Source organism: Eubacterium ramulus (genome assembly GCF_003122485.1).
Taxonomy (GTDB): Bacteria; Bacillota; Clostridia; order Lachnospirales; family Lachnospiraceae; genus Eubacterium_I; species Eubacterium_I ramulus_A.
On sequence record NZ_JRFU01000173.1, the window covers coordinates 1 to 4,460 of the forward strand.

Below are 4,460 nucleotides of genomic sequence, written 5' to 3' on the forward strand. Positions count from 1 at the left end.
CAGCTTTCGCTGACCAGAATCACGCACCAAGTCTCACGTGCGTTCGACTTGAATTGTAAGTTCTTAAGAAAAATTCAGAATTTCACATAGTAGATTTTCAAAAATTTCTGCTAAACTGAATGTGTTGCTAAGGAAAAGAGAAAAAAGCAGCAATGAGGGATAGTGGAAATGAAAGAAAGAGTAATAGAAAATACACAAAGAAAATATAAACAGAGCAGTCTTTGGGCGGGAACAGAACCAAAGCAGGAGAAGCGAAACCAGATGCTCCAGAATGTGGTATTTACCGGGATTCTGGTGGCAGTGTTTTTCCTGCTCATTGGTCTAATCCTGCCGGAAGGCTGCTTTTATGGTTCCACCATTGACTGGTATGATCAGCATGTGACGCTGGCAGAAACCATCCGCCGCACCTGCATGGAAGAAAAAACGCTTGCACCGGCGTGGATGATCATTGGCGGCGGCAATAATGGATTTCAGTTTGCCTATTATGGGTATTTCCGTCCGGATATTATTCTTGGATGTCTGCTGCCACAGGTGCCGATGACGTTTTTGATTCCGGCATATGCACTGTGCAGTTATCTGGCAGCAGTGTTATTAATGCGTTACTGGCTTCGACTGGAAGGTATGTCTCCTTTTGGCGCATTTTTCGGCAGTATGCTGTTTTTGCTGGCAAACTGTTTTTTCCAGACACATCGCCAGATTATGTTTGTGAATTATTTACCATTTTTGCTTCTGGCGCTGATCTTCCTGAAAAAACGAAAATTTGCGCTGATGTCGGTCAGTCTGACACTGATCTATCTGCATAGCTTTTATTATGCGATCGCCTGTTTGGCAGTGATCGGATGGTTTGCGGTAGGAATGTTACGACGGGAAGCAGACTGGTCAGGAAAGCGGAAACTGCTGTTTCAGGGGGTAACCAGTGTGATTTTATCCATAGGAATGGCAATGATGCTGTTGCTGCCTACCTTTATGGCAATTCTGGAGCATAAGCACAGCGGAGAAAAAACAACAACACTCACGGATCTTGTGCTTCCGAATGCACAGAATCTGCTGTATTCCCCGTATGGCATGGGATTGACGGTGATTTGTCTGTATCTGCTGCTTCTGGGATTGACCATCAGAGAATATCGCTGGCAGTCAGCACTGTTATTGCTTGGAAGCCTGTTTGGCGTGGCACCCTACATTTTAAATGCAACGCTGTATGCAAGGGGAAAAATTCTGGTTCCGTTTGTACCGGTGGTTCTTTTGTACTGCATGAAGATTTTTCAGAAAATCCGCCGTGGAGAAGTGCGCTGGAGATTTTGGATATTTCTTGTCTTTGCCGGAGTCATTGCGTCCCAGTGGGGACAGGCATGGTTCTGGTGGGTGACATTGGATACCGGCATTTTGCTTGTGGCTGCCCTTGTGGATACGAAATTGAGGAAAAAACAAGAGGTGAATGGATGCTCAGATATCGGATGTGAAACCGGCATTGTGCGTTATCTGTTTTTGTTTATCATGCCATTTCTGATCTATGTGCGTCTGGCAGATGGGGAAAACTGGCAGGGAATGCCGACTTCTGAGGCGCAGGAGCAGAATTTTACCGAAGAAGAGTTGCAGGCAATCTGCGGAAATAAGCTGTATCGCTGCAACAAGCTGACGGATGCAAAAAAAGAGTGCAATGCGCTGCAGTTTTACGGACAGCAGACGACGACTATGTATTCCTCTGTGACCAACTCTGCATATCAGAATTTTTACTATGATCTGACCAAGATGCCGATTCAGATCAACAACCGCACGGCACTCCTGGAAGAACGAAATCCGCTGTTTGCACAGCTGATGGCAGAGCGTTATGTGCTGACTACTGAAAATAAAATCCCTTATGGATATAAAATCGTTGCACAGCAGGGAAAAAATGTAATTGCAGAAAATCCAAACGTGCTGCCAATCGCATATACGACTTCAGACTGTATTTCAGATCAGCAGTTTGAAGCACTTGGTGATACGCAGAAAATGACAGCACTCAGTCGTTACACGGTTGTAGAAGATGCGTCAGATTCTGTTTCCGTATCTGATATGGAGCAGATTTCATTGCCGGCACTGGATTCCAATGAGGTGGAATGCTCTGACAATGTAAAAGTGCAGGCAATCAATAACGGTTATCAAATGAAAGTTACCGATAAAGGAACAATCCGGATTCCATTAGATTCCGCAATGCAGAACGGAACGTTGTATTTCCGGTTTCGGGTAAACAACCATACAGAAAAACCAGTGGTAATCTCTGCAAATGGAAGAAAAAATAAACTGTCGGGCTTAAGTGCACCGTATCCGAATGAAAATAATTGCTTTTCCTATATGTTAAAAGAGCGTGGCAATGACAAATATATTATGCTGCGGTTGTCAGAAGGCAGCTATGACATTACTGACGTGGCATGTTATGTGTTCCCGGGTCAACTTCTTGCGGATAAGCAGGTAGAAGCAGCAGAACTGGTTTCAGAGGATCAGTGGGAGAAAAACAGTGTATTAAAATGCAATGTGACCGCATCTGAGGATGAATATTTTGTAACTTCCATTCCGATGCAGAATGGACTGAAACTGTATGTGGATGGCAAAGAGACGAAAATAGAGACTGTAAACACAGCATTTGCCGGAGCAAAACTCTCATCCGGTTCTCATACGATAGATCTGCGGTTTGATCCGCCGGGACAGAAATATGGGATGATGGCAAGTCTGCTGTCGGTGGTATTGTTTGCTATATGGTCAGTGGCGACTGTACTGTACAGACAAAAGCATCACAGATGAAAATTAGTCACAAAAATGATGGAAGAAATTTGTTAATAAGAGATAGGAATGAAAATGGGCACTTTTGGATGAGGTGTCCATTTTGTTTTCAGAAAATTAGATTAAAAACACATTCAGATATGCTATTTTAAGAGGTGATGATAAGAATAAAATTTTGCAGTGATACAGAGAATAGATTTAAAATAAAAATAATTTCTTTTTTACTAAAATTGGTAGCACCAATGTATTGAAAATTATGAAAAAGCTGATATAATAATTGAGATAATGAAATTGCATTTTAAGGAAAAAATAGTTACCATAAAATGTAGACTTTTTGACCAGAGAAAAGAGGCGTTGTTATGAAATATATTCGTCAATTTGTCATTATTCTTTTTATCTCTTTTATTGGAGAAGTTTTGAAATATGTATTGCCGCTGCCGATTCCGGCAAGTATTTACGGACTGGTGCTGATGTTTATTTTGTTAGAGACAAAAGTACTGAAAGTGGAAGCGGTTCAGGATGCAGGAAAATTCCTGATAGAGATCATGCCGATGATGTTTATCCCGGCTGGTGTTGGTCTGTTAAATGCATGGGATAAGTTAAAACCAGTGTTGGTTCCGGTTATCGTGATCATGTTTATCTCAACGATCGCAGTTATGGGAATATCCGGAAAAGTAACACAGACGATGATTGAAGCAGAGGAGCGTAAGAAAAATGAAGGACATTCTGAGTAATTCTATGTTTTTCGGCGTACTGGTGAGTATCCTTGCATATGAAGTTGGTGTACTGCTGAAAAAGAAATTGAAATTTGCACTGTTAAATCCGTTACTGATCTCCATCGTGATCATTATCCTGATTCTGGTGGGATTCCATATTGATTATGATACATACAACGATGGCGCACAGCTTTTGAGCTATCTGCTGACACCGGCAACGGTATGTCTGGCAATTCCGTTATATGAGCAGATGGAGCTGTTGAAGAAAAACTGGAAAGCCATTATCGGTGGTATCGTGGCGGGGGTTTTGACCGGCGCAGTCTGTATTTTAGTACTGTGTCTGATCTTCCGACTGGAGCATGATATGTATGTTACCCTGCTTCCGAAATCCATCACAACAGCGATCGGTATGGGGGTATCAGAGGAGTTGAACGGTATCGTAACCATCACTGTTGCAGTTATCATTATCACAGGTGTGGTTGGAAACGTGCTGGCAGATTTTGTGTACAAGTTGTTCCATGTTACCCATCCGGTAGCAAAAGGAGTCGGACTTGGTACTTCCGCCCATGCGATTGGTACCGCGAAAGCTCTGGAAATGGGTGAAATCGAAGGTGCCATGGGCGGCTTATCCATTGCAGTGGCAGGTATTCTGACGGTTATCGTAGCTCCGATTTTTTCACATATCATATAGTATGTAATGTATATGGCTCTGCTGAGATGAATTGGATTCAGCATGCTTAAAACTATGAAGCAATGCAGATGATTTTGTAAGCGCTGAGCAGAAAACAATATCAGAAAAATGAAAAGCGGCTCATTTATGAGTAATATGCCCTCTTTTAGACAGACAGTAAAAACTGTTTATTTGAAAGCGGGCATTTTTTATGAAAAACGGTATGTTCATATATGTGTTGTTGCCATTGACTAATACTGTTAGTCAGTTTGAACGCAGAATAAGCATTCCCCAGCTTCAAGTGCGTGGAGCACTAA

3 protein-coding genes are annotated in these 4,460 nt (G+C 42.3%); all 3 read left to right on the forward strand.

Annotated elements, in window-relative coordinates; translation table 11 throughout:
• The first annotated feature begins 168 nt into the window (after window positions 1–168).
• The 3 genes from LG34_RS14200 to LG34_RS14210 all read left to right on the forward strand — a co-directional run bounded on the left by LG34_RS14200 (window position 169) and on the right by LG34_RS14210 (window position 4,164).
• The gene (locus tag LG34_RS14200; protein WP_109216652.1) at window positions 169–2,778 is read left to right on the forward strand and encodes a YfhO family protein; all 2,610 of its coding nucleotides are present in this window, start codon (window positions 169–171) and stop codon (window positions 2,776–2,778) included.
• A gap of 338 nt (window positions 2,779–3,116) precedes the next feature.
• Window positions 3,117–3,491 carry a CidA/LrgA family protein gene (locus LG34_RS14205; RefSeq protein ID WP_109216653.1) on the forward strand — a complete coding sequence of 125 codons (375 nt, stop codon included), beginning with the start codon at window positions 3,117–3,119 and terminating at the stop codon, window positions 3,489–3,491.
• On the forward strand, window positions 3,472–4,164 hold the full coding sequence (locus LG34_RS14210; protein WP_109216654.1) for an LrgB family protein: 693 nt from the start codon (window positions 3,472–3,474) through the stop codon (window positions 4,162–4,164). Before LG34_RS14205 ends, LG34_RS14210 begins: the two co-directional genes overlap by 20 nt.
• The last annotated feature ends 296 nt before the right edge of the window (window positions 4,165–4,460 follow it).

Coding starts and splice junctions, on each gene's coding strand:
- LG34_RS14205 (WP_109216653.1), top strand. CDS start 3,117: ATGAAATATATTCGTCAATTTGTCATTATTCTTTTTATCTCTTTTATT.
- LG34_RS14210 (WP_109216654.1), top strand. CDS start 3,472: ATGAAGGACATTCTGAGTAATTCTATGTTTTTCGGCGTACTGGTGAGT.
- LG34_RS14200 (WP_109216652.1), top strand. CDS start 169: ATGAAAGAAAGAGTAATAGAAAATACACAAAGAAAATATAAACAGAGC.